The following is a 24,343-nucleotide window of genomic DNA, read 5'->3' as shown; positions in this document are numbered from 1 at the left end:
TGGGCTCAGCCATAAAAAAAGCCTGCAGGCAAGCGAACAGCGGCGTCCGGAGATCGCGCGGGCGCGTGATCTGTGGATCCAGCGGCGCCGGCCCTTCGGCATTGGCGCGACTGATCTTTATCGACGAGACCTCGACCAATACGAAGCTGACCAGGCGCAGCGCTTGGTCAGCAAAAGGGCAGCGCGCCCATTCCCCGTTCGGTTCGTGGAAGACGCAGACCTTCATCGCCGGCCTCAGATCGCACGGCATGGTCGCGCCCTTCATCGTCAATGCGCCGATGAACCGGCGCATCTTTCGAGACCTGGATCGAAACGCAGCCCCTTCCGACGCTGTCGCCCGGCGATGTCGTCGTCATCGACAATGTCGGCTTCCACAAGAGCGAGCGGGCCGAACAGATGGTCAAGGCAAAAGGCGCATGGCTTCTCTTCCCCGCCCTATTCGTCCGATCTCAACCCGATCGAGATGGCCTTCTCGAAGCTCAAGGCGCTGCTGCGCAAGCGAGCCGCTCGCAGCTGCGACGCCATCGCCGAGGCTCTCGGCGGCATCTGCAACCTCTTCTCCGTCACGGAATGCAGAAACTACTTCAGGGCTGCCGGATATGAGGCCGATTAAATGCGACACGCTTTTAGCAGGTTCTCTGATTGGGGTCGTTGAGGTGGAAGCGGGCGAAAACCCATCGAGGCTCGCCACGCTGAATATCGAGACCGCATCCAGCTAACTTCCGCCTGTACCTGCCGACATCCTGCCGCGACTAGGGCATTCCGCGCATCGCCCTCAGTCATATCCCGCAACTCGCGACATAGACGATGGCGCGGAGACGTCCCGAAACAAACCCACCGACCTCAACCCGCAAACCGCCCCCTTCCATCACGACGGACCATCACCGGCGCCCGACGAGGCATGCACCGCAAAGGCAACGAGATCGCCGCTTCGGCCGCCGAAAGCTCATCGCCATAAATCAGACGGCTAGCCGACCCTTGGGGACCACCAATAACTCCTTCCCATAACTCGGCGGAGAATGCCGATAATCGCTGTACCCTGCCTCAACCGAAAAGGCGCAGCGCGCCAGCAAGTGGCGCAGTTCCCACCGGTGCGTCCAGCGCAGCACCAGATCGCGCCTCTCCTCGCGCAAGATCTCGCCATTATAGCTAACGTCCGAAAAGCGCCAGACATTGCGCTCTGTCTGAGCAGAGTGGTCATGAACGGGTATTCAGGAGTTCCCGTACAAAGCACCGTCCGCTGGACTCATGTATGGCAGAGCGCGACCGGGGAAGCACCAGCTTTTCTGACAAAATGTCAATGTGGATCTCGGCAAGATCGAGCACGAGTCGGCCGGGACAGCCGCGCATCAGACATTTCCCGCGTTGGCGGAATTCCCCATCGTCGATTCGACGACTAAGGTAAGCGGGTCGTGTACGGCGAGAATTCCGGTCTTATAGATTTAAACGCTCCACGACTTGAGCCGCAACAATAGGCGCGTCATCCACATTGGCGTCCGGCCAGACCCGTGCGCGTTTTTTGGGGAAAGCACCGGCTACGAAATAGGAGAGCCCCTCGCTCGCAACATAGATAGTCGCTGCAATTCCCTCGAAATTACGATTGAAGTGGAACTGCGACTTCATGACGACAAAGTCCTGCTCGCTGATATTGATGTCGTGGGATTCGAAAATGGCCCGATCAACGACGAATCCTGGCTTAGACGTGGCGATCACAAGGAAACGATTATCAATCTCGATAACGGCCGTCTTTCCTATGCCAGCGGATTCGTTGGCAAAACTGGGTCCAATGAGTTTAATATCCCTATTGTTGAGCATCTTGACCACGCCTTCGACCTCGAAGGGCAGATATAGTGGCGTCATCTTGCCGCCGAGACGCATTTTGATTTTCGCGCCGCCTCCGGCGGCATGTGCCTGTGCGACGGTTTCCGGATCATTGACCGTCATGGCGCCCTGGAGCTTCACGGGATGCTTCAGTGCGGCCTGCAGGATCAAGGTGCTGTCTCCCGGCGCGCCGGCGAGCGTCCGGTCACCAAGATCAGCAAGCGCCTTGGTAATGCCGCCCTTGTCCTTCGCAGTTGCATCCAGGGCCTCTGCGATCGTCACCGTTTCATCCTTGAAGCTCTCGCGCAGATCCCAGAACTCCTGGGCGTAATCCTCCACGACCGCCTTGGCTTGCGCATATGGCCCGTTGCTCAGTATCACAGCGGATTGACCCATGTCCGTTAGATCCGCAAAGCGATAGGCGTTGTAGATGCTAAGGTCCACCACTGGGGCTTCCGACTTCTCGAGCGCACGGGCACGTGCGTGCATTTCCTTAAGTGGGCTGAGATCAGTTTCGAGCCTGCCGGGAGCAATCATCCGGGCTTTGGCGAAGGTATAGACCGGACGCAGACGGCCTTCGAGCACATCGAACACCAATCTGACCACCTTCTTGCCATTTTCATAGTAATCGTCATGGGGATTGTTCTTGCAGGCGATGCAGATGTCGGCTGCCTTCAACATCTGCGACGTGATATTGGCATGAAGGTCGAGACCTACTCCGATGACTGCGTTTCCGCCGACGGCGCCGCGAATGCAGGAGAGGAAATCACCTTCAGCATCTTCGAACTCAGTCGTGGACATCGACCCATGCAGGTCGAGGACAATCGCATCGGGCGCGAGCTTCTTGAGTTCCTCGCCCCAGAACTCGCGTTGCTCAATGTAGAAACCATGATCGATGGCGCCGCTCGGGGCGACCATCGAATCTGAAATGGGAAGGATCTGAATATCCTCGCGCTCAATCAAGGCGTCGACAATCCCGCCGAGCGTGGTGCCATTTCCCTTGGCCGCCTCGATCAAAGTCTCGCCGCGAACGACCGTGATATTTGCCGCTGCTGTCGCAGGCGCATATCCGTGCGATTCATGAAATAGGCGTCCGACTGCTATGCGCTTCATAATCTTATATTCCCTCTTGAATGTCAGGCTTTTGGTTTATGCCGCGGTACAAAGGATTATGATCGCGCTCGATTTGGCGAAGAATTCGTTCCAAGATGGAGCCACGCGGATGGTGGCCCGCAACAGAGAGCGTCGGGGGCAAGTGCTTGAGTTCTTAAGGGGCCGCAGGCCGCTCCTGTTCGCCAAGGGTCGAAAATGGTGTAATCGACCAATTGATTAAGTCGACGGCACGATGAAGTATCGCCTCGGTCTGAGCAAGGCTGGGTGAAGCGGCGATCACATATCCGATGCACTCTGGGAGATCGCCTTTCCTGACGATCGGCGTGTTGGGTTCATACAATTTGACCTCGGCGACGCCTGAGACGGCAGCAGCCCGGCTGCCGCCAGCGATCCGATCGAGGTTGCCATCGCTATCAGCAACTAGGAACCGCACGGCCGCAGTATGCGAGTGCCTGCTGCGCAGGTTCCATTCGTCGCCGACGACAAGCTTGATGTGCTCGGTCACAAGATCGATGCCGTAAGCCAGTTGAACCAGTTGAGGACCCGTCGCACCCCCAAGACGCGGATTGACTTCAATGACGACTGGGCCACGCTGCGTCCATCGGAATTCAATGCCCGTTGGCCCCCAGCCAAGGCCAAGAGCTTGCAAACAGCTTAGCGAAATATCAGCGATACGCTCCTGCTCGTCGTCAGTCAGCGCGGCCGGACAGTTGAACTCACGATACACGAAATGGGGTGGAGGGCCGAAGTGACCGCCGGAAATCGCGATAACCTCATCTCCCATTATGTCGGCGGCATAGTAGGGGCCTTGCGCGTAAGCTTCCACGAGTATCCTCGGTGACGACCGCCATGTGTGCTCCCCGCTCAACAGATAGGCCGAGTGTTCGGCCAACTCATCGACGGTGCGGCACAATCGGACACCCACGCTGCCGCTGCCTACGCATGGCTTAACAATCACCGGCAGTCCGATCTCCGCGGCAGCGCTTTCCACGTCCGCTGCATTCGTTGCCAAGCGATAAGCAGGGATTGGAACGCCAGCTTCCGCTAGGAGCTGACGTTGAGTGAATTTGTCGCAGCATTGTTCGATGGATGTGGGGTTCGGTCCCGGCAGCTCGAAATGCCGGCAGAGCTTACCAACCGTCGCATAGAACCGATCCCCAGCGCACGTAATGCCAGCAATGTCATAGGTCGCTCGTAGGCGGGAACATTCGTGGATCAGTGCATCGAGATCGTCTGTATCGACGCGGATTGCCTCAACGCATTCCGCCGCAAGATAGTTATATTGAGCTGGATCAGCCGACAACGTAATTGGATGAAGACCAAGACGCTGGGCCGCCTGGACGTATAGCGGACCATTATACCTTGCACCTTCAAGCAGGATGAGCGCTCTTCTTGTCATTGGCCGTTGACTCCGACGTTGCGTGCTGTGCGGCGGTCCGAACGTACATCGGCAAAATCTTTTTCAGCCGTGCCTGAGCTCAGACCTTGTGGTAAACATACCATTGTCAGGGATTTGCGATCGCAAAGATTCTGTAAATTTGGTTTAAGGTTCTGTTGCAACAGTTTGGGTTTGGTGATCGTGTCTCCATCAAAGCCACGCTCTGATGTCCGCTTTCAGGATTTCGGCACAGCAAATTACCCCCTCTGGCGAAGGGAGAGGCCGGAGAGGCCGGAATAGAGCTGGATCACGGAAAAGATGTGAGCGGTTTTCCGCTCGTATCCCTCCCCAGCTTAGAGCGGCACTACTTGTCGCCCGTCGTTTCCGCTTCCCGCATCGCCAGCCCATGCCCGGAAACGGAAGCGCCGGCATTCTTCGCCATGGTCACGAAGGGGATCGCCGCCAGCAGGTTGCCGACAGCGATGATCATGAAGGCGACGTGGAAATCCTCAAGAGCGAGCGGTCCGCCGTTGATTGCCGTCTCGATCTCGAGGATAGCACCCGCGACAGCCACCCCGAGCGCATAACTGATCTGCTGCAGCACGGCGCTCATCGAGGTCGCCTTGCTCGCATCCGCATCCTCGATTTCGGCAAAAGAGAGCGCATTGACACTGGTGAAGAAGAAGGAGCGCGCGAAGCCGGCGACGAGCAGGATACAGAGCATCACCAGATAGGGCGTTGCCGGTGTGAAGAAACTATTCGCGAAGGTCGCCACGGCCGCGATCGCGGCTGCGACGATCACCGTCATGCGGAAGCCGGTATACGCGAGCACGTACCGGGCAGCGAACTTGGTGGTGATGGCGCCGACTGCGCCTATGAAGGTGATGAGACCAGACTGGAACGGATTGAGCCCGAAGCCGATCTCCAGCATCTGGGGCATCAGGAACGGCACGGCGCCGACGGAGATGCGGAAAACCGTCCCGCCGATCGAGGCGGCCCGAAAGGCGCTGTCGCGGAAGAGGCGAAGGTCGAGCACCGGCGCAGGATGGCGGCGCGCGTGGAAGATGTAGAGGAGCGCTGCGGCGATCCCGATTGACGCCGTGGCGAAGCCGACTGCAGGCGGCAGCGCTGGCAAGCTGATGACCGAAAACCCAAAGACGACACCGGCAGCAGCAATGCCTCCGAGCAGGAAGCCAAGGATATCCATCGGCGGCGGGTTTCGCCCGTCCATCTTGGGAAGGTAAACGCCGGAGAGAACATACCCGACGATGCCGACCGGCACGTTGATCAGGAAGATCCAGTGCCAGGAGAAGTACGTGGTGATGAAGCCACCGAGCGGCGGTCCTGCTAGAGGTCCAACGAGCGCCGGGATCGTGAGCATCGCCATGGTCGAGACGAGTTTGCTGCGCGGAGTGCCGCGGACGAGCACGAGACGCGCGACCGGCGTCATCATGGCGCCGCCCATTCCCTGCAGGAAACGCGACAGGACGAGTGCAACGAGGCTATGGGCGATCGCGCAGAGCACTGAACCGAGCATGAAGACGAGGATCGCTGCCCGAAAGATGCGCTTGGCGCCGAAGCGGTCCGCCATCCAGCCACTCAAGGGGATGAAGATCGCGATCGCCACCATATAAGAGGTCAGCGCCAGCTTCAGCGTAATCGGCCCGACACCAATGTCGCGGGCAATTGCAGGCAGCGACGTCGAAACGGCGGTCGAATCCATCTCCTCAATGAACAGGGCGATGGCAAGGATCATCGGAACGATGCGGTTCATGAAAGAATTGCCTTGGGGCTGGTCAGGCGCAACGCGAGGATCGTCCAGACGTCCTCAGCAAAAGTGATGAGCAGTTGCGTGCGTGATCCGCCAATGCACGCATCATCATCATCAGCCGATCCTGGCTCATGCGGCCCAAAAAGGCGATCGGGCAGAGATTGATGCCGATTCCTCAAAGGAGCTCCTTTCTGGGTCGGTCAAAAAAGTGCCGCTTATTTCCTGGACGTCCGTCGAAACGAACCGCAGTGCAAGGACAGCACGAAGAGCGGCGGCAGCGATTGCCATCACGTGTCCGCGAGCGGATTGGGCAATTGGTGTTCGACCCGGTAATCACGAAAGCGCTCCGGAAGCGACCGCAGCACCGAGCGGGTCGGCCACGGCCGTTCCAGAAAGGCCTTATGCTCCTCAACCCAGAAAGCTTCGGACAGGATGCCGGAAATCAGCGCGCTGAGGCGAGGTCCCATGTGGACCGCCTTTGCCGAGAGGTTTCGCTGGGTGCTCGTCATCCAGATCGGGACGGGCAGCTTTATAAAGGGTCTCGGCTCCGTCGTTTCCGGTAGCATTGTGCGGAACGAGATGGACGGCAGCGTCACAATTTCCGCGCCGTCGGGATGGAGAATGCCGGAAGCGCTCTCGGCTGCAAATTCCCTTCTCACGAAATTCTTCAGGTGCCAGGCGTGAATGGTGAAAGGAAGCCAGCTCTTGGGCGACTGGTTGCGCGCCTTCAGGCCTTCCACCCAATCGAGCCACAGGTCAGGGAACTTCTGAGACGACCATTCCGAATAGCTGCCTGCATGTGGCAACGTCTCTGCATAGACAGAGTATTTTCGGAGTGCCGCGATGCGCAGGCTCACCCGCGCGCCGAACGCGGGAGAGAAGGCGATTACGTCCGCTGTCGGCAGACCGGACTTGGCTTTCCACGTCGGATAAAGCGGGTTGCCTTCATACGCGCCCCATTGGTCAAGCGTCATTGCCGCCAGGTGTGGCGGCAGGTTCGCTTCGAGGTAGCCAAGGAAGCCGGACGCATCTGATTCGGCAATTTTTTCGCGGAGTTCGGCGTTCCCGCTTTGCCGATGGCGGCGCGCAAGAATGTCGTTGCGCATGCTCTCGTCCACGTCGAGCAGCAGGTCCTCCATGGCATCCGGAGCGGGTTTCCTCGCCAGGCACGGAGCAATCTCCCTCATCAGGGCAGCGGGACAATTGTTCCTGTGGCTGGCGCCGGTTCCATCGAGCACTTCGATCGCTCCGCGGTTCCTCAGGGTTCCGGCAGGCGCAGTGCGCAGGTCAGAAAATTGCAGCACTCGCCGGGACGGCCATAGAGGAAACCAAGCCTGGCGGTGGTCCCGAGCCCAGAGCAATGCACTCGGCCCGAGAATGCGCTCTGCGAAGATGCAGCGGAGGAGACGGTTGATGGCATTGCGTGCCGCATTGGTCGAAAACGCCTGATTGTTGTCGCCGACCGCATCTGTTGCTGAAGAAATCGTCTTATCCATCATGGAGTCTCCGGCCAATCCGGTCGGCCGAGTCGCCGTGACAGTTGGAGCGCCCAGTGGTAGGTCCTTGCGATCGCTGGAATGGGCAACATCGAGCCGTGCGGCATTGTGACGAGCAACTCTAGCCGGTGTGGCTTCGCCGAACTCGGTTCGACGCCGAGAGGCGTTTCGATCGACGCCCGAGGGTCGCCTGCATCTGCCCCTCGCTACATCGTGCTCGGACGCGATCACCGCATCGGTGAGTACGAGATGGCGCATCCGGTCAGCTTCGAATTCCATCATTGTTCCGAGCGTCTCGGGCGTGACCGTCTGATAGTACGCCGTGTAGTCGGATGACGTGAAGGCGTTCTCCTCGCCGCCGATCTCCGCGACCGTTGCGCTAAACTTGCAAGGCGGATGCTTCTTCGTGCCCTTGAACATCAGATGCTCCAGGAATGAGCGATGCCGGATTTGCCGGGTGGCTCGTCGGCGCTCCAGACCATCTGCGTGACGATCGGCGCCCGGTGATCGGGTATGACGACCACCTCCATGCCGTTGCTCAGCATGAAATTTGGAGTCTCGGCTTCGGGAAGCGGGATCTCAACGGCGGCCACTTCCGAGGTCATCAGAGATTGCAAGGCCACCATACTCAGGGCAAACGCATGCGTGCGCGAAAACACTCCAGCATGGCTCGTCGGCCACCAGGGCAAGAGCGCCTGTGCATTTTGGCTGGACCCCTTCTTCGCGAATACCGCCTCTTTCTTCTTTCCGATATGGAGCGTCCCGCGGTAGGATGGCCGGGCGATGGTCCCGGCATAAAGCATTGTGCCGACATTTCGACTTTCTCCGTCCGCTTGTTGTTGGTCCGTGACGCGTAAAGACTCAAAGCAAATGTCGTGCCAAAGGAAAAACTCGTTTAAATATAACGTAAACCGATCGGACCGGCTGTCTCGCATGTCCAACATCGCCCTACACGGACAAACCCATGCGACATTGACGTGTTGCGTGGGGTGGAGGGTGCCCGACATGCCGCATTGTGCCCGCCGCCAAGCCGCCTCCCACGCTAAGCCATTGAATACCTAGTGTAAATGTCCTAAATGCCGACGACCTCGGTGCGGCGCTTGATCTCGCCATTGAGAGATTCAATCGCATTTCGTCGGGTGCAACTTGGCCCGGTGCTCTTTTGGAAAGGCTGTAAGCGAGCACATTCCCTTCGGTATCGTCCATGATGGCGGCGAGCTTCGGCACTTTCGGCCGTATCTGGTCGGCGACGGCGCGCCACTGGGTGCTCGCCGCCTCCGATGTGTCCTGAGCAAAGGCGGTGGCGATGAAGGCGGAGACGACGCGCATGCGCCGGCACGTTCCTCATGAGGAAGACCCGGGGGCTCTCTTCGACAGCTTGTTCCTGATCATCATATTCGCGCGCGCGTTGACCGTGTGCTTGATTTGTCCTGGCTTCGCGGGGAAGTGGCGGACCTCTACTGTACCGCCGACCGCCGCCCCGGCATCGATCCGAGCTGGCTGTCCGTCTGATGCTCGCTGGTTTTCTCCTCGAATTGTGCACGACCGCCGGCTGATGCGCGAGGCGCAGGTCAACGTCGCGATTTGGTAGTTCGTTGGGTATGGCTGCATGAAGCGCTGCCAGATCATTCATCATTGACCCGTGTCCGCCAGCGTTGGGGCGAAGAACGGTTCCGCCGGATCTTCGAGCGTACCGTGCAAGCCTGCATCGATGCCAAGCTCGCCAAGGGTGAGGTGATTCATGCCGATACTTCACTGATCTGCGCCGACGTGAGCTCTGGACAGCTTGGCGGTTCGCCACGTCGAAGCGGTCAGCAAGGCGAACGAGGATGCGGAGGCACTCCGAAAAAGCCGCAAGACAGGAAAGTTCAAGAAAGGTCTGCATCACAGATCCGGATGCAAGCATGGCGACCAGCGCCCGCAACCGTCGTCTGGAGCCGGCCTATAAACAGCATGCCATAGCACCTACGGAGTGAACTTGTGGAGGCTGGCGAGACAGCAGTGCGCGCAGCTTTTCGCTGCAAGCGCGCACCGCTCGAGGCGGCCATGGCCGGTCAAAGTATCTCTAGAATGTGAATGCTCACAACCCATTCCGGAGAGACCAACCATGACCAGTCCAGATTCTATACCCGCCGATGCGGTGTTGGTAGCCATCGACATTGCCAAGGTTCGCAACGAGGTGCTGATCGAGGCCGCCGGCGCAAAACGACGGCGTCGGCTTTCGGTTCTCAACACGCGTGTAGAACACGATCATCTGATTGAGGCGTTGCTGAGCTATCAGCGCCCCGTTGTCTGTGCCTTCGAAGCGACAGGCAATTATCATCGCCCGTTGGCATGGCGGCTAGTCGAAGCAGGTTTCGAAGTCCGGCTCGTGTCTTCGCTGGCGCTCGCCCGAACACGGGAAGCCTTGCACAACAGTTGGGACAAGAACGACCCAAAGGATGCGCAGGTGATCCTGCACATGTTGAGGATCCGGGCGACGCAGATCTACCACGATCCGCTGCGTGCTGGCATCAACGACGTGCAGGAACTGTCGAAGACACACGAGGCGATTGCCAAGGCAAAGACCGAGATCCAGCACCGCATCCTGACGCATTACCTGCCGCTGTATTTTCCCGAGATCCAGCGGTTCAAGGGCAATAGTCGCAGCGACTGGTTCTTCGCCTTCCTCGATGCGTTTCCGACACCCGCGAGCATTGCGACACTGACGAAAGAGGAGTTCGTCGCGGCGGCATGGGACGTGGTCGGCCGCAAAGTCAGCAAGTCTCAGATTTTGATGGATATTTACGAGACTGCACGAACATCGATCGGCTTGCCGCTGCCGATCGATGCCCCGGCCATTCGCATGTTTCGGATGGTCGTCGCCGAAGCGCGCAGTCTGATCCGCCAGCGCCATGTGATCGAAACACAGGCCGATGAACTGCTTCGCCATAGTCGGGACTATCAGCTCCTGCGGCAGATACCCGGTATTGGGCCGATCAATGCGTTGACGATCATCGCCGAGGCTGGAGATCTGCGACGCTTCCACCATCATCGCCAGTTCCTCAAATTCTGCGGCCTGGATCTGTCAACGCAACAGTCCGGTCAATATCGCGGGCAGACCCGGCTTTCCAAATTCGGCAACGCGCGCCTACGGCGCACTCTGTGGATCGCCGGGCAAGTGGCCATCCGCCAGCGCGAGAACGGCTTTCGCCACAAGTTCGAGCGCTACATCGCCAAAAACCGTGACAACCCCGATCTGCGCCGCAAGGCGATGACTGCCATTACCGCCAAGATGGCCCGCGTCGTGCACGCCGTCGTCAAAAGCGGTTCCGATTACCGTCCCTTCATCGAGGGGCGGTACCAGGTGGAAGAACCTCTGTCAGCACGAGCCGTGAGGGCGTCATCGCGATGACCCTGTAGATAATGCTCGGGTCTTCCACCTGGATCAGAAGCTCGTGTTAAGGACGGTGAGGGCCACAACGATGGACCCTGTGTTTGCTATGGACGAGACCTTGTCCCTTGCTCGTGGAAGCCGCCTGGTGCGATCAACTCACTTGACCGGCGTCATGCGGCGAGAGCATGCTGACGAACAGAGACGCTTTGACTGTCTGCTCCATTTCCTTCCGCTCTTAGGACGTTGTCGATTATCTGCGCGGGGGTGTTCTCGATATTGCCGTCACCACTGGGGAGATCAACGAGGGGCAGATGATCGTAGAGCGGATCGATGCCACGATGGAGGCAACGGGTCTATCCCTCAGCACCGTCACCGCCGATGCCGGTTATGCCTACGCAAAGGTGTTCGCGGCGTTCGAACACCGCGGCACCGACGCCTGGTCCCGGCCAAGGCAGAGCCGATCCGCAGTCTTGGTCACGCTTCGCCGCTTCCGCTACGATGCCCAGCAAGTGTCCGCGAGGCAAGATCCTGCGTCCAACCGGGCCGGTGAAGCATGGCCGCTTCTTTTTATTCGCGCTCCAGCGGGTGCGCCGGTTGCGACCTTGCCTCTCTGTCTCTTTCCTGGGGGCGCGTCAACAAGGCGGTTGTTGTCGGGGACGACTATCCGGCACTACTGAGAGCGCGCAGGCGTCGAGAGCGATGGTCGGAAGAGGATCAACATCGCTATCAACCACCGGTGGCGCTCGGAAGTCTATTATGGCGAAGCGAAGAATTGGAACGGCCTCGCCCGTGCGTCCCGGTCACGGTAGCCGTTGCGTTGGGCAAGCCGCATCGGGTTCTTCTCGCCGTAGCCAGCACCGGTCGCGCTGCCGATCTCTAGCTCCATCAGCCGCTCGGCCGCAAAGCCAACCATCTCGCGCAACAAATCCGCATCGGCGCTCTTCTCAACAAGCGAGCGCACGTTCGTCATCTCCGGTCACCGGTGGTCTTTCCATCGGGTTGGTCTTGAACAACCGAACAACCCGACCCTGCCGGAAAAACACTGATGGCCACCTAAAATCTTCAGGACCAACACCACCGGATCAGTTTGGTGGTCACCGGGCCTTGTCCGGCCTTGCGGTCCGCTGCTGATGCCGTTGGTTAGTCGTTTTGAATGAGATAATCTTTGAGCTTCGTTGCTAGGACGCGTACATGAGGCGGAGCGACCATCGTGTAATGGTTACCTGGCACCTCATGAACTTCCAGGCGGCCCCGCGCGAATTGCTTCCAACCAAGATCGCCATCAGGTTTATTGGTGGACATGCGCAGCCCCCCCTTGGCAGCAAAGAGAACGGACCTGCTGTCGTTGAGCCGAGGGATATATTCACGCAACGCAACTTTATTTGCCTCGGCAACCGTGAAGATATGGTTGAGTTGCGTTTCGCTCATGTCGGGGACGTTGCCAGCTTGCCTCCCGAAATTCAGCAATGCAGTGACCTGACGCTCACGTTTGATGGATTTCAGCTTTCGCCAATGTTTCTTCGTTGCAGGAAAAAGCACGCTTAATATAACCACTTGCTCGGTCAGCCAGTCAGGAATGGGACTGTTGCCGAGCAAGCGATGATACCGGCCGCTTGTGTATTCTTCGGGCTTGTGAAGCGCTTTGGCATCGAGCAGTCCAACTATTGCTATCTCCTCACCAGCATCGCGCAATTGGCAGGCCATTTCCCAAGCAATGCTGCCGCCCATGGACAAGCCAACGAGCTGGTAAGGCCCGCGGGACTGTACGCTCTTGATGGCCTCGACATAATCCTGCGCCATCTCCGCAATGCTCAGGTGAGGTCTTGCCTCACCGTTTAAACCGCGTGCCTGCAGGCCGAAGAGCGGTTGCTCTGCGCCCAATGCTTTGGCAAGAGGCGTATAGAAGAGCACATGTCCGCCAAAAGGGTGGGGGCAAAACAGTGGCGTCCGTGAGCCGCCGGATTGTATCGGCACCAATGCGCTCGGACGCGCGCCTCCATGTGTCTTCGACAGGGCTATCGCGATCCCTCGTGGTGTCTGGTGTTCCAGCAGCCGGGAGACGTCCAATCTTTCTCCCGTAAGCTGCTCGATTCGATTGATTACGCTCAGGGCGCTCAATGAATCACCACCAAGATCAAAGAAGCTGTCGGTCAGGGCAACGTCATCCAAGCCCAGAATGTTCTGATAGATCGCTGCGATTTGGCGGTCCAAAGCTGGCTCACCAGATACCTCAATCACAATCTGGCTGCGTGGTTCTTCGTTTCCAGTCGGCGCATCCACGGATGTGGCCGCAGTGCGAGTTTGAATCGAATCCGCATTCTTTTGTCCCCGCTCCTTGGTGGCGACCGCATCGAGCCAGTAGCGCTTGCGATCGAAAGGATAAGGCGGGAGGGGGGTACGCTGTGGGGGCTTATGATCGTGCAGGCCAGACCAATCTATGCGAACGCCGCAGGTCCAAAGCTTACCCAGTGTCTGTAACAGTCTCAGACGATCGCTTTGCCCACGGTCGCCCCCTGGTGCGGCTGCAAAGGCGGTGGGGCTGCGCAGGTTGCGCTTTGACTTTAACTTCCTGGAATGTCTCGTCAGGGCTGCTCCAGGCCCCATCTCAATGAACAACTCGTGCCCCGATTGCACCAACCGATCGCAAGCCAGATGGAACTGCACCGTCTCTCGGAGATTGCGGACCCAGTAGCTACCATCAAGGGATACGTCCGCCTCAAGCCAGTCACCGAGCACCGTTGACACGAAAGGTACTTGCGGCGCGTGCAACTCGACTTGCTCCGCATGAATTCTAAACTCCGGCAGGATTGGATCGAGTAGGGATGAATGCACTGCATGAGTTGAATGTATTCGTTTGCTCGCAATGGATCTCGCCTCCAATCGCTCATGAAACGCTGCGATCTCGGATGCAGCCCCCGAAACGACGCAATGACGTGGCCCGTTTATGGCTGCCAATGAAAGGTTTTCGTTCCAATAAAGCTGGAGCTCTTCGGGCGACATGCCGACTGCAACAATGCCGCCGGCCTGCACACGAGATGTTAGCTGCCCCCTTATCACCATCAGTCGAATGGCATCGGGTAAAGAGATGATGCCGGCAATATGAGCGGCTGCATATTCTCCGATGCTGTGGCCGATCACAGCTGCAGGGAAAATGCCCCACGACATGAAGAGCTTCGCCATCGCATATTGCGTAGCGAAGATGACGGGCTGCATGAGGGCTTCTAGCTCAAGCTCGCCGTCGACTTTGCCTTCTCTATAGAGCAGGGGGCGGAAGTCAGTATTTGCGAACTCGTTAATCCACTTTGCGCATTCGTCGATGGCGCTGCGGTATACGGGCTCTTCCTTATAAAGCTCCCGACCCATTCCAATTTGCTGACCGCCCTGGCCGGAGAACATGAACGCGATGTGGTGTTCACTGCTTGATGCCTCTCGCGACGCGTCCCTCTGCAGTGCCGCCTGATCGAGTTGGTCGGCTAGCTCCGCCAGATCGGTTCCCACAAAACTTGCCCGATATCTGAGAGCAGCTCGACCCTTTTGCAGGGTGTGCGCGATGTTTCCTGCGCTGTGCTGTATATCGCTTCGGCGCATAAAGCCGGCGAGTTGCCGAAGCATTTCGTTCAGTGCCGACCTGCTCGCCCCCGATACTGGAAAGACGTGCAGCCTGCGACCGCTTTGCTCACCGCTTTGCGGCAGAGCCTCCTCGAGGATCGCATGCGCGTTCGTGCCACCAATGCCAAATGAGCTGACCCCGCCGCGCCGTGGCTCACCACCCTTGGGCCAAGCGGTGCAGGTCTTATTTACGAACATCGGACTCTCCTGAAAGTCGATATTTGGGTTGGGCTTATCGAAATGCAGGCTAGCAGGAATGACGCCCCTGTTCAGCATTGTTGCGAGCTTGATCAATCCCGTTACTCCCGCGGCGGCGTCGAGATGGCCGATATTTGTCTTCACCGAACCTATTGCGCAGAATTGTTTCTTTGCGGTGTGGGAACGGAAGGCCTTAGTCAGGCCGGAGATTTCGATGGGGTCTCCAAGATAGGTTCCCGTGCCATGTGCCTCCACGTAACCGATGGTCTCCGCAGAGACGTCAGCATCGGCGAGGGCGGCTTGGATCACCGCAGCCTGTCCGTCGGCACTGGGGGCGGTAAAGCCCACCTTGGCGGCACCATCATTGTTGATTGCGGTCCCCTTTATGACTGCCCAGATATAGTCGCCGTCTCTTAAGGCATCGCTCAGCCGCTTGAGAACGACGACCGCTGCTCCACTGCCTCTCACCGTTCCTTGCGCTTTAGCATCGAAAGCACGGCAGTGCCCGTCAGCAGACAAGATGTGACCTTGCTGATGCAGATAGCCTATTCCGTGGGGCAGGGAAATCGATGCACCACCGGCCAACGCCATGTCGCACTCATTGCTGCGCAGGCTCTGGCAAGCGAGGTGGAGAGCAACTAGCGAAGTGGAGCAGGCCGTCTGAACTGACGCGCAGGGTCCGGTCAAGTTGAGCTTATATGCGATGCGCGTCGCCGTGAAATCGTGGCCATTAAGAATGCGGACCTGCAACTTCTCTGAATCCAGCAGGTCGCGGCCTGCTTCACTTTCAGCGAGGTAATGGTTGGCCCCAACGCCGGCAAAGACACCGACTCGGCCTTCTGCGTTCTCGCGCAATCCGTATCCCGCATGATCGAGCGCCTGATACGCCGTTTCCAGCAGGATCCGCTGTTGCGGGTCCATCCACGCTGCTTCCTTAGGCGATAGACCGAAAAACGCGGCATCAAACAGATCAACTCCGCTGATAACGGCTTCGCGCTTCACATAATTAGGCTTGCCAAAGGTATTGGGATCAACGCAAGCTTCTCGCAGTGTCTGTTCATCCAAGTCTGTGATCGACTCTATGCCATCGACCAGATTGTTCCAAAATTGATCGACGTTTTCCGCTCCCGGGAACCTGCCCGCCATGCCGATGATCGCGACAGCATTGCCGTTCTGTTCGAGCCTGCTTTCGCTTGCGGCCACGCTAGTTGGCTTTTTAGGATACTGAGCGAGGCGAGGGGCGTCTGAACTCGCGGTCAAGTGCGCTGCGAGCGTTCTTATGGTAGGGTGCTCGAATAGATCCAGAATTTTGCAATCAATGCCTAAACGATCGTGGATACGCGCCTGAACCTGAACAATGGCCATGGAATGTCCGCCAACATCGAAGAAATTGTCTTCAACGCTGACGGTGTCCAGCTTCAGGACGTCCTTCCAGATCTCAGCCAGTTCCGTCTGCAATCCACCGGTCGGTAAAGTTGCGGCCTTTAATTTCGAGGCGTTTCTCGGCTCGGGAAGAGCGCGCCGATCGATCTTGCCGCTACGATTGGTTGGTAGCTGCGGGACGAACACGAACTGTGAGGGAATCATGTGTCCAGGCAGCGCGGCGCGCAGAAAAGCCTGAAGTTCATCGGTATCCTCCGAACTCTCCCGTCGCCTCGCCACATAGGCCGTCAGGCTCACACTTTCATCGGGACGGTCTGCCCGCGTAACGCAGCACGCTTTGATGTTTTCGTGCCTCATAAGGCATTGCTCGATTTCGGCAAGCTCAACCCGCATCCCGCGGATCTTGATCTGTCCGTCCTTCCGGCCCAGGAACTCAATCATGCCATCCGGCAAATACCGGGCTCGATCCCCAGTCCTGTAGAGCCTAGAATGCGGCTCATCATCAAACGGGTTTGGCTGGAAGACCTCGCGCGTGAGTTCATCGTGATTGATGTAACCGCGAGCCAGACCGACGCCGCCGATGTAAAGCTCGCCAATTGCGCCAAGCGGTGCCGGATTGCCATAGCGATCGAGGATATAAGCTTTGGTATTGATGGCGGGGTGCCCAATGGGTGGCTTTACCCCCCCGGCTTTCACCTCGGTCCTTATGCAGTAGACGGTCGTTTCCGTGGGTCCGTAGGAATTGAATATACGGCGCTTCTCACCCCATCGCTCAATGAGGCTCGAAGGCAAGGGCTCTCCACCTGACTTGATGGCGGTGAGATCAGGAAGATCAGTCGACGGCAAGGAGGTCCACGCTGTGGGTGTAAGACCTGCGGCGGTAATGCGCTCACGGCGCATGAATTCGACAAGCTCTGCTCCAGGCAGTGACGCTGATGGGGGCGCCAAGCACAATCGACCACCAGAAGATAAGGCCAGCATAAAGTCAAACAGCGATGCATCAAATCCGCAGGAGGCGAACTGCAATACTCGGCTATCCGGCCCGAGCTGATAGGTGCGTTTTAGATCCTCCGCCATATTGCAGGCGCTGCGATGTTCAATCATCACCCCTTTCGGCTGACCGGTGGAACCGGATGTATAGATCACGTAAGCCAAATCCAAGGGGCCGGCGGGGCAGTGCGGAGGTGTGACTTCATGCAGAGCAATTTCGGTGCGGTCCTTGTCGAGGAGAACCACCGTGCATCCATTCGCACCTTCAATGGTTAGCCCCGATGGGGCTGTCCCGAACGCCTGTTTTTTAAGCTCCGCTTTGCTGATCACTGCAGTGGCGCCAGCATCCCGCACCATAAAACGCAGACGCTGGGGTGGGAGCCGCGGATCGAGAGGAAGATAGACGCCCCCCGCCTTCAATACCGCTAGAAAGCCGACAATGAGATCGCACGAACGCTCGAGGAGGACGCCGACCACGTCTCCAAGGCGGACACCTTTTGAAATTAGATTATGGGCAAGCCTGTTTGCCTTTTGCTCAAGTAAGGCGTAGCTGAGCGCCTCCGATGAGCAACTGACAGCAATGTTGTCTGGGTGAGTGGCAGCCTGCGCTTCGATCAGGGTGTGCAGGCAAATGTCCGAGGGAAAACGTGCAGCTGTGTCGTTAAAATCATGAAGGAGCTGGTGCTCCTCCTCGGGAGTTAGAAGACTATAGTCGCCTATCCGTCGCGCTGGCGCATCTGCAATCGCCTCAAGCAACAACTGATAGTGCTGCGCCAGCCGCTCGATGGTGCTAGGATCCCACAAATCCGCATTGTATACGACATGTAGACGGACACTTTCTTTGCTGGCCAGGATTCGAAAATCAAGATCGATCCAGATATCGGTCTCGCAAAGTCGGATTTGCGCAGGCAAGCCGGCGAGGTCGACGTCACTTGGCGTGAAGCCAAGAGAACTAACCTCCTCCGGAATGAAGTTGAAAACTGCTTGCGAGAGCGGGTCGCGATCAGGTGCAGGGGGGAGCTTGAGCTTCTCCAATAGCAGCGGAAGAGGAAAATACTCGTGGATGCGCGCGTCGCGCTTCAGCTGACGCACCTGCTGTAAATGGTCGAGGAAAACGGAATTTTCGGAAAGATCCTGGCGTAGGGCCGCCATGGTCACAAAGTAGCCGAAGGTCCCCGAAAAATTTCCTGTCGGGCGACCGAGGCGTGGCACGTAAAGGGTGATGTCGTCGTGGTCGCCATAACGATGCAGCAGGACATAGAAGGCAGCAAGCAGCACGGTGGCGAGCGTCACTTTTTCTTTGTGCGCCAGTCGCTCCAAACGCGCCACCAGCGGCATCTCAATATTCACGGATAAAACTGACCCGGTGTGCGTGGCAAGTGCAGCTCGTGGTCTGTCGGTCGGAAGGGCCAGGTCAGGTTCATGATCAACAAGCTGGCTGCGCCAGTAGGCCCACATTCGTTCTCCGTCGTCGCCGACAAGGAGGCGCTCTTGCCAGGCTACGAAGTCCCCGTAAGGAGCAGCCGTGGGCAGACTCGGCATGTCCGTGTCACCGCAGCACGCCTGGTAATACCTGCCGAACTCGTGCAAAAAGGTGCGGATGCTGAAGCCGTCGGAAATGATGTGGTGGAAATTGAGGAGGAGAACCTCTTCCGTGGCACTGCGGACGAATAGGTGAGCGCGAAACACCGGCCCATGTTCCAGATCGAAAGGCGAGCGAGCTTCCGCTGCGATGGAGTGATGGAAGTCCGCCTCTTCGAGACCTTGTAGCCGAACGACATGAAAGCTCAGAGAGGCTGTCTCATGAATGCGCTGAACGACCTGCTCGCCTTCCTGGTGAAAGGTCGTGCGCAGCATTTCATGGCGGTCGATCAATGATTGAAGCGCGCGCCGCAAGGCATTAACGTCGAACGATGGCTTTATGCGTAGTTCGACTGGTAAATTGTATTCACTACCGGTCGGCCGTTTTTGATGATGTATCCAAAGTCCCCTTTGGCCATGCGACAGCGGACGCGTAACATACTTCATTGCTTTCTCCCACCTGGTTGTGCGGAGAACGCTACCCGTCTTCTCTTGGAAACGGTTTGAATTTCTTGAGAATAATTCAGTCGTTTACGTGAACCTGTCGTATGACAGGTTACATATTCGCTCAAAACAACAATTTTAAGTGACATGGCAGAAATAATTTTTGAAGGAAAATTCAAAAAAGATCGACGAGGCGCGCTTCGGATCCAAAGGTGCTAGCGCAGGTGATCCGTAAGCACGCTCCGAACGCCAAACGCGTCATATTCGAGACGGGGCCGCTGTCGACGTGGTTCTATCACGCGCTGACGGCGGAGGGAGTCCCCGCTATCTGCATCGAAGCACGGCACGCGCAAAAGGTATGAACGAGACGCTCAACAAGACAGATGCCAATGATGTGGATGGCTTGGCCCACCTGGCCGAAGCCGGCTTCTACAAGGCGGTCCGGATAAAGTCATTTGACAGTATGTTGACGCGCACGCTGGTCGGGGCCCGCAATCAGCTGCTGAGCATCTCAACCCAACTTAGCAACCAAATCCGCGGCCTGATGAAGACATTCGGTCTTATTATCCCCAAAGGAACGGGTCGGGTGTTTGACGGCAATGTCAGAGAGCTTTTGGCTGGGAATGATGACCTTGCACGGATCATATTGCCACCGCTTGAGGCATGGCGCGACATTCGCTGTCGACACCGGAACAATACTCCCCAAATGTGCCGTTTGAATCTTCCCCAGTTAGCGCCGTGACCGATACTGCTTCCGATGATCGGAAGGGGATTTCGGTGATCAAGCTGAGGAAGATGATGATGATCCTGGATCTACATCGGCAAGGTCTGTCGGTGTCCTACGTCGCAGCGATTGAAGATCCAGAAAACTTCAAAACGTCGCGCTCGGTTGGCGCCTGGCTCGGGCTGACAACGCGGCGCTACCAGTCAGGTGAGGTCGACTATTACGGCCATATCTCGCGAAGAGGTGATAACCGTCTGCGGGGGCTGCTTTATGAAGCGGCGACAGTGCTTCTCACGAGCGCCAGTGCCAGGACCGAGAGCAGCCTCAAGAGCTGGGGGCTTAAGCTGCGTGAGCGGTTGGGCTTCATACGCGCTGCGGTGGCAGTCGCCCGGAAGCTTGCGGTCATCATGCACAGCATGCTCAGGACAGGAGAAGTCTTCAACGCATCGGCTGGCGCCACCGCATAAGCAACCGCCAGCCTTCTTCCCTCAGCGCGTCAAACCTGATTTGAAGCACTGAGCGTCCCTGCTGCGGACGTGGGTTGGATCATTCCGCTACGAGTGGCTGCAGCTCGTTGAGACTGCGCGCTACACATAGGAAGGTCCTGCCTGCGAAGCCCATTGTGCGGCGACATTTGTCGACCGCGAAGACAACCCTGCTCCCAGCACCGGATAGCTCTCAAGGACATGGCCGCTGAGCGCCGATCCACCGATCAATTTACTCCGCGTTGCCGACCCGCAACCTGGCAAGGTCGCCGAATGCCTAAACCACCTTGACCACTGGAATGCGATTAGACAACGCTCTCGCGCGGGGACGGGCTCACCGCTTCATCGACGACGGCCGTATCGAGATCGACTCCAACACCGTCGAACGTTCTATCAGGCCGATCGCAAACGTTGATTCATCATACCCCTCTTCATCAAGTATCTGGAAACATTGAGATTTGCGTCTTCGCATCCGCGCGACACGGGATTTTATTGCCGCGGAGGGCCTTGATCACGCTGTCATTTTGCAGCTGACATGCTCCTATTTGCCAAGGAGCACCTGGAACGACCTGCTCGGCGGGCAAAACTCCGTCAACAATGAGGCGGCGAATAGTATGGCTGGTGACCTTGAGGGACTTGGCGGCCTCTCACATGGTTAGCCATTGGCCATCTTTGTCGGCTGGACGAAAGGCGTGTATGCCTTGAACCCTCCGGACGGAGCTGACACGGTGCGCAGTCCAGGTTTTGTCCTGGCCCGTCCGAATGCCCATGCGGTTCAGCGTTGCGGCGATATCGTCGTCGGAATAGCGGGTCGCCATTTGCTTCATGACGGCAATCGCCTGGTCTGGCGTCTGGCACCCGTGTTCGCCTGTTTTGGGTTTACGGACACGCAGGACTGAATGCTGTCCGCCTTTCCAGTGAATGGTCAGGACGACTTCCCGGCTCGTATCGTCAACATCAGCAATGATATCGGCAATGAGCGTGCGCAGAATCTGTTAGCGGGAGGAGCGTTGCGCGAGGCACCAGCACGTTCAGAGGCTGAAGTAGCTGTCAGAGAGTCACTGTTCAAGAATGAGCCTGCAGGATCGGACCATGAGCTCAACGACGGATTTTATTGCAGAGCTGATCAGGGCAGCAAACGGCGTAGAGACACTCACGCACTATGAGGTAAGCCGCCTCTTGGACCGATCAATCGATACCATCCGCGGCACGCGCAGACAAACCGGCGTCGCAGGAATACATAGTGCTCGGGACGTTCTGATTGATCTCGGGTTATCGTCGGAATAGAGCTATCCTATTGTTTCGGACGGTCTTCTCCTTTGGCACGGTGCATGCTGCGAAGATGCAAACTCGCAAGCACTTGAGCAGGAGCAAATGCGGATTAAAATCGCCCAATCCAGGAAGCGCCCCTCGTGCCGCGAACTCGACACGGACCGCCGAGGTGATCGACACGGCACCAGGCCGGCACGATAAAGCAATCGGTAACTGAAAGCGGCATTCTTGTGGACGGGAGTGATGAGGGCATCCCGTGTGGCGCAGACGAATGCCGCTGCGGATTTCGTGGAAGAATGAATCACTATGGAGAACTAGATGACCTCTGTTGGGAACGGCAATTTGAGAAATCCACTCCAAGGTCGGCGACTGCGACTGGGATTCGTCGGCGGCGGAAGAGGCGGGCTTGTCGGGCAATGGCACTTTGCTGGGGCGAGACTGTCCAACCACTGGGAAGTCGTTGCCGGAGCTCTATCATCAAATCCGGATAATGCTCATGCATCAGCCGCAGAATGGATGATTGCACCGAACGCTCGTATGGTGACTGGAACGAAATGGCAGACGCAGAAGCTGCGCGCGACGACGGTATAGAAGCAGTCTCAATCGTAACGCCGAACTGGACACACCATCGGATTGCGGCGGCCTTTCTCAAGGCTGGTATCGACGTCACACTGGACAAGCCCATGACCACGACGGTTGCCGACGCATGAGCTCGTGGAGCTTCAAAGAGCTACGGGTCGGGTCCTTGTCATGACTTACCCATATGCACCATGCGATGGTTCGTCAGGCGAAGCACATGATACGACACCGGGCCATCGGTTTAATACCGGCGGCGCCAACAAGCTCAACAGCTCGAAAGAGCGCAGTTTCCGGATCCAATAGGTAAACTACATTCTCCATTTTACTCTTCCCATGATGAAGCGGTCTAATGCCCGTCAGTTTCAAGGTATCTTTGGTGCACGTCAGGTGCTTGGCTATGCCGCATTCCGTGAGCTAAACAAAATCGATTGTTTGCATGCAACCGATCCGCGGTGTGGATGCGCCGCGAGTTCCTCGCCGCTCAGCAAAGGCGGACTTGGCCCTAGCGCCTCGGATCAGGGCCTAGCGACTCATCGTGTCTGATTTGCACCGCAGCCGCTGCCAGGGCTGCGTACTGCTTTCACGGCATCGCACGCTGAAACTGCGGTCGGATGTGTACCACCACTCCTGTCGCCGTTTCCGTGAGCGTCAGCACTGTGCGACAAATGGCCCTGAACTGCGGCAAGCGGTCTTCTATCTCGCGCCGCCTTCGTGCGCAATTATGTATCAGGCCAAACGCATCACACCGCCCTGATTGGCGGAACCGGCAAGGGCGAAAGGTAAGCGCTCATGAGACCACGAAGGGCCGCCGTCGGACTGCCGAATTCTTGGCTTCCAGGAGCAAATTGGGCTGATCGCTACGAAGTCCTAGTCTTGGCTGAGCGGATGACTGCGGTTGAGGCGGCATCGCGAGCGCTTGGAAGCGCACCCCACTGGGTGCTAAACCTTCTGAGTTTTCGAAACCGCCTCGTGCCCTTAGTTGGTCTTAGCCCAACTTCCGACACGAGGCATTCCGACCTGGTCGCCAGCCTCCCCCTGGTGCACAGCAGCGGCCGCCAAACAGTATTCGGCTATGATGACCACCACCTGCTCTTTCGCCTTATCGTGGAGGTCGGTGAAGGGCCGGCTAATAGCCAGATAATCGGCATGACCACCCTGGTGCGCTGCAGGAGTCTTGTGGGCTGGCTCTATCTTGCCGCTGCCATTCCGTTTCACAAGGCGATTATCCCGTCCTTGCTGACGGCGGTTGAACGACCGGACTAAATCACTTCACCGAGAAGTGAAAAGCTGGCGGCCGAGGAAATCGCGCAGCTTCATTGACGTTGGCCGGCGAGACGGCGATCTCCTCGACAAGGGCCGTATCGGCGTCGGCACCGACATGCGCTTTGAAGCCATGAACCGCAGGGCGGCCCTTGTGCTTGACCCAGTGGCCCTCACCATCATCCTCGCTGGCTGAGGCGATGATCGTTGCATCGACCAGCGTGCCGGTCTTGACCTGAATCGCCTGTGCCTTGAGCTGATCGGTTATCTGCTCGAACAGGACCTTATCCAAGCCATGCGCGACAAGGGTCCTGCGGAAACGAACAAAGGCGGTGCGCTCCGGCGTCGGCTCTGAGACCGAAAAGCCACAGAAGCGCCGAAACGAGGCGCGGTCGTCCAGGGCTTCGGCGAGCTTGACGTCGGACAGGTCGTACCAGACCGACAACAGCATCGCCCTGAACAACGCCCGCGGCGGCCAGGCAGGTTCGCCCTTGGCAGCACAGGAGATCATCCCGAGAGCGCCATCGATCGGTGCCCAGTCGATCAGTTTGACAAGCGCATCCAGCGAAGACGGTTTACCGCGTTCGAGGACAAAGCCGAACTTTTCCTGACCAATGCGCCGACGCCCCATCGCATCCCTCAATCCATTGTTCAGATCGATAGAATCACAGTCGTTCGCTTCGGTCCAGAAACCCGCGCACAGGTCTCATAAATGCAGGGCAACTGATATTCTACTCCTTCCTGATAAAGGTCTGGAAGATTGCATTCGCGTCAGCGCACCCGTCAACTTCGTCTTGGCCCCCTGACCATGCTGCTTAGCCTTTGTCATCCGCTGCGTGCGTTTGAGGAGATCTGCATGCTTG

The 24,343-nt window shown here is 57.8% G+C and carries 13 protein-coding genes and 8 pseudogenes; 10 read left to right on the top strand and 11 right to left on the bottom strand.

Translation table 11 applies throughout. From position 1 onward, the window contains the following. On the bottom strand, nucleotides 1-292 hold a 292-nt coding region (locus tag CO676_RS36485), incomplete at its 3' end, for a hypothetical protein (RefSeq protein ID WP_245424584.1). Nucleotides 293-361: 69 nt separating this feature from the next. Between CO676_RS36485 and CO676_RS36480 the strand changes: the two genes are divergently transcribed. Then, nucleotides 362-613: a transposase gene (locus CO676_RS36480; protein ID WP_245424583.1), complete on the top strand. Its 252-nt coding sequence runs from the start codon at nucleotides 362-364 to the stop codon at nucleotides 611-613. 821 nt (nucleotides 614-1,434) lie between these two features. Here the strand turns inward: CO676_RS36480 and CO676_RS31865 are convergent. From CO676_RS31865 to CO676_RS31840, 6 genes and pseudogenes are all read right to left on the bottom strand, one after another. Beyond that, nucleotides 1,435-2,934: a M81 family metallopeptidase gene (locus CO676_RS31865; protein WP_097524035.1), complete on the bottom strand. Its 1,500-nt coding sequence runs from the start codon at nucleotides 2,932-2,934 to the stop codon at nucleotides 1,435-1,437. Between the two features lie 154 nt (nucleotides 2,935-3,088). Continuing rightward, nucleotides 3,089-4,333 carry an acetyl-CoA carboxylase biotin carboxylase subunit family protein gene (locus tag CO676_RS31860; protein ID WP_097524034.1) on the bottom strand — a complete coding sequence of 415 codons (1,245 nt, stop codon included), beginning with the start codon at nucleotides 4,331-4,333 and terminating at the stop codon, nucleotides 3,089-3,091. 343 nt (nucleotides 4,334-4,676) lie between these two features. After that, nucleotides 4,677-6,086, bottom strand: a complete 1,410-nt coding sequence (locus tag CO676_RS31855; RefSeq protein ID WP_097524033.1) for a DHA2 family efflux MFS transporter permease subunit — start codon at nucleotides 6,084-6,086, stop codon at nucleotides 4,677-4,679. 284 nt (nucleotides 6,087-6,370) lie between these two features. Next, the gene (locus CO676_RS31850; RefSeq protein ID WP_348628085.1) at nucleotides 6,371-7,999 is read right to left on the bottom strand and encodes an IucA/IucC family protein; all 1,629 of its coding nucleotides are present in this window, start codon (nucleotides 7,997-7,999) and stop codon (nucleotides 6,371-6,373) included. Beyond that, nucleotides 7,999-8,514, bottom strand: a complete 516-nt coding sequence (locus CO676_RS37090; RefSeq protein WP_348628084.1) for a hypothetical protein — start codon at nucleotides 8,512-8,514, stop codon at nucleotides 7,999-8,001. The genes CO676_RS31850 and CO676_RS37090 overlap by 1 nt, the downstream gene beginning before the upstream one ends. Before the next feature lie 140 nt (nucleotides 8,515-8,654). Further along, nucleotides 8,655-8,905: pseudogene (locus CO676_RS31840) on the bottom strand (transposase); the annotation flags it as partial. 36 nt (nucleotides 8,906-8,941) lie between these two features. On the opposite strand from CO676_RS31840, the pseudogene CO676_RS31835 reads away from it, so the two are divergent. The 3 genes and pseudogenes from CO676_RS31835 to CO676_RS36475 all read left to right on the top strand — a co-directional run. Beyond that, nucleotides 8,942-9,540 (top strand): annotated as a pseudogene (locus CO676_RS31835) (transposase); the annotation flags it as partial. Nucleotides 9,541-9,686: 146 nt separating this feature from the next. After that, nucleotides 9,687-10,973 carry an IS110 family transposase gene (locus CO676_RS31830; RefSeq protein ID WP_097524032.1) on the top strand — a complete coding sequence of 429 codons (1,287 nt, stop codon included), beginning with the start codon at nucleotides 9,687-9,689 and terminating at the stop codon, nucleotides 10,971-10,973. Between the two features lie 206 nt (nucleotides 10,974-11,179). Continuing rightward, a pseudogene (locus tag CO676_RS36475) lies at nucleotides 11,180-11,755 on the top strand (transposase); the annotation flags it as partial. On the opposite strand, the pseudogene CO676_RS31820 reads toward CO676_RS36475, so the two are convergent. Together CO676_RS31820 and CO676_RS31815 are read right to left on the bottom strand one after the other, a co-directional pair. Next, nucleotides 11,749-11,925 (bottom strand): annotated as a pseudogene (locus CO676_RS31820) (transposase); the annotation flags it as partial. The pseudogenes CO676_RS36475 and CO676_RS31820 overlap by 7 nt on opposite strands. Nucleotides 11,926-12,095: 170 nt before the next feature. After that, entirely contained in the window at nucleotides 12,096-19,163 is a 7,068-nt protein-coding gene (locus CO676_RS31815; protein ID WP_097524030.1) for a hybrid non-ribosomal peptide synthetase/type I polyketide synthase, read from the bottom strand. 194 nt (nucleotides 19,164-19,357) lie between these two features. Here CO676_RS31815 and CO676_RS31810 point away from each other — a divergent pair. The 3 genes and pseudogenes from CO676_RS31810 to CO676_RS37085 form a co-directional block, all read left to right on the top strand. Further along, nucleotides 19,358-19,845: pseudogene (locus CO676_RS31810) on the top strand (transposase); the annotation flags it as partial. A 146-nt stretch (nucleotides 19,846-19,991) separates the two neighbouring features. Then, nucleotides 19,992-20,351: pseudogene (locus CO676_RS31805) on the top strand (transposase); the annotation flags it as partial. A gap of 317 nt (nucleotides 20,352-20,668) precedes the next feature. Next, nucleotides 20,669-20,824, top strand: coding sequence for a transposase (locus tag CO676_RS37085; protein WP_348628083.1), 156 nt, complete (start codon nucleotides 20,669-20,671; stop codon nucleotides 20,822-20,824). Here CO676_RS37085 and CO676_RS36470 read toward each other — a convergent pair. Next, nucleotides 20,804-21,370, bottom strand: a pseudogene (locus CO676_RS36470) (serine recombinase); the annotation flags it as partial. The gene CO676_RS37085 and the pseudogene CO676_RS36470 sit on opposite strands and share 21 nt — an antisense overlap. A 91-nt stretch (nucleotides 21,371-21,461) precedes the next feature. Between CO676_RS36470 and CO676_RS37080 the strand changes: the two are divergent. The 3 genes and pseudogenes from CO676_RS37080 to CO676_RS31785 all read left to right on the top strand — a co-directional run. Continuing rightward, nucleotides 21,462-21,650: pseudogene (locus CO676_RS37080) on the top strand (hypothetical protein); the annotation flags it as partial. 545 nt (nucleotides 21,651-22,195) lie between these two features. Then, nucleotides 22,196-22,351, top strand: a complete 156-nt coding sequence (locus tag CO676_RS36465) for a Gfo/Idh/MocA family oxidoreductase (RefSeq protein WP_245424582.1) — start codon at nucleotides 22,196-22,198, stop codon at nucleotides 22,349-22,351. A gap of 754 nt (nucleotides 22,352-23,105) precedes the next feature. Then, a complete protein-coding gene (locus tag CO676_RS31785) occupies nucleotides 23,106-23,483 on the top strand; it encodes a DUF2867 domain-containing protein (RefSeq protein ID WP_245424580.1) in 378 nt (125 codons plus the stop codon). Between the two features lies 1 nt (nucleotide 23,484). On the opposite strand, the gene CO676_RS31780 is transcribed toward CO676_RS31785, so the two are convergent. After that, the gene (locus tag CO676_RS31780) at nucleotides 23,485-24,111 is read right to left on the bottom strand and encodes a transposase (RefSeq protein ID WP_245424578.1); all 627 of its coding nucleotides are present in this window, start codon (nucleotides 24,109-24,111) and stop codon (nucleotides 23,485-23,487) included. Nucleotides 24,112-24,343: the final 232 nt, after the last annotated feature.

It is taken from the genome of Sinorhizobium sp. BJ1 (assembly GCF_002531555.1).
GTDB classification, from domain to species: Bacteria; Pseudomonadota; Alphaproteobacteria; order Rhizobiales; family Rhizobiaceae; genus Sinorhizobium; species Sinorhizobium fredii_B.
This window is presented reverse-complemented; position numbering and strand designations above follow the sequence as displayed.

Coding starts and splice junctions, on each gene's coding strand:
- CO676_RS36480 (WP_245424583.1), top strand. CDS start 362: ATGTCGGCTTCCACAAGAGCGAGCGGGCCGAACAGATGGTCAAGGCAA.
- CO676_RS31865 (WP_097524035.1), bottom strand. CDS start 2,934: ATGAAGCGCATAGCAGTCGGACGCCTATTTCATGAATCGCACGGATAT.
- CO676_RS31860 (WP_097524034.1), bottom strand. CDS start 4,333: ATGACAAGAAGAGCGCTCATCCTGCTTGAAGGTGCAAGGTATAATGGT.
- CO676_RS31855 (WP_097524033.1), bottom strand. CDS start 6,086: ATGAACCGCATCGTTCCGATGATCCTTGCCATCGCCCTGTTCATTGAG.
- CO676_RS31850 (WP_348628085.1), bottom strand. CDS start 7,999: ATGTTCAAGGGCACGAAGAAGCATCCGCCTTGCAAGTTTAGCGCAACG.
- CO676_RS37090 (WP_348628084.1), bottom strand. CDS start 8,514: ATGCGAGACAGCCGGTCCGATCGGTTTACGTTATATTTAAACGAGTTT.
- CO676_RS31830 (WP_097524032.1), top strand. CDS start 9,687: ATGACCAGTCCAGATTCTATACCCGCCGATGCGGTGTTGGTAGCCATC.
- CO676_RS31815 (WP_097524030.1), bottom strand. CDS start 19,163: ATGAAGTATGTTACGCGTCCGCTGTCGCATGGCCAAAGGGGACTTTGG.
- CO676_RS37085 (WP_348628083.1), top strand. CDS start 20,669: ATGCGATTAGACAACGCTCTCGCGCGGGGACGGGCTCACCGCTTCATC.
- CO676_RS36465 (WP_245424582.1), top strand. CDS start 22,196: ATGGCAGACGCAGAAGCTGCGCGCGACGACGGTATAGAAGCAGTCTCA.
- CO676_RS31785 (WP_245424580.1), top strand. CDS start 23,106: ATGACTGCGGTTGAGGCGGCATCGCGAGCGCTTGGAAGCGCACCCCAC.
- CO676_RS31780 (WP_245424578.1), bottom strand. CDS start 24,111: ATGGGGCGTCGGCGCATTGGTCAGGAAAAGTTCGGCTTTGTCCTCGAA.